1 protein-coding gene is annotated in these 713 nt (G+C 69.6%); it reads left to right on the forward strand.

Annotated features, from left to right (window positions below):
- Positions 1 to 34 precede the first annotated feature (34 nt).
- On the forward strand, positions 35 to 559 hold the full coding sequence (scpB, locus tag GOB93_RS21010) for an SMC-Scp complex subunit ScpB (protein ID WP_173585281.1): 525 nt from the start codon (positions 35 to 37) through the stop codon (positions 557 to 559).
- Positions 560 to 713 lie beyond the last annotated feature (154 nt).

Genomic DNA, 713 nt, shown 5'->3' on the forward strand with positions numbered 1-713 from the left:
GGGGCCGCACAGGCCCGCGCAGAGAGTGCAGCGGATGGATGATCCGTCTCTTCCGCTGGTCCGCCTGGCGGAGGCCCTGCTGTTCCGCAGCAGCAATCCGGTGTCGCAGACCGCTCTGGCCCGGGCGCTGGGCCAGGACGTGGATGTGGGGGTCATCATGGCCCGGGTGGCGGCGCGGACAGCAGGGCTGGGCTTTGAGCTGGTGCCGGCCGCAGACGGCTGGATGTTCCGCACCGCCGCCGATCTCGGCGAGGCGCTGCGGGCCGCGACCCGGGAGCGGCCGCAACGGCTGCCGCGGGCAGTGCTGGAGGCGCTGCTGCTGATTGCCGCCCGCCAGCCGGTGACCCGGCCGGAGATTGAAAGCTTCCGGGATGCGCCGCTGCCGCAGCAGACGCTGGCGACGCTGCAGGAGCAGGGCCTGATTCGCAGCCCTGGTCGCAAGCCGGTGCCCGGGCAGCCGCTGCTGTGGGTGACCACGGAGCGGTTTCTGGCTCTGTATGGCGTGCGGTCGCTGACTGATCTGGATCCGCTGCTGGAGGGGCTCAGAGGGCCGCTCTGAGGCGGGGCCGGGCGGTTTTCCGCCGTTTCCTTTAATCAGGAGCCGGGTTTCTGAGGCGTGGTAATGCCCCTTTACCACGCCTCAGAACAGGCTTGCCTTAATCGGGGCAGAAGGGCAGACTCCCGCGGGACAACAAGGTGAGGAGAGGTGGAGT

Source organism: Acetobacter musti (assembly GCF_011516835.1).
Classification (GTDB): domain Bacteria; phylum Pseudomonadota; class Alphaproteobacteria; order Acetobacterales; family Acetobacteraceae; genus Acetobacter; species Acetobacter musti.

Excerpts from the sequence above, each read along its gene's own strand:
- scpB (WP_173585281.1), top strand. The coding sequence starts at position 35 with ATGGATGATCCGTCTCTTCCGCTGGTCCGCCTGGCGGAGGCCCTGCTG.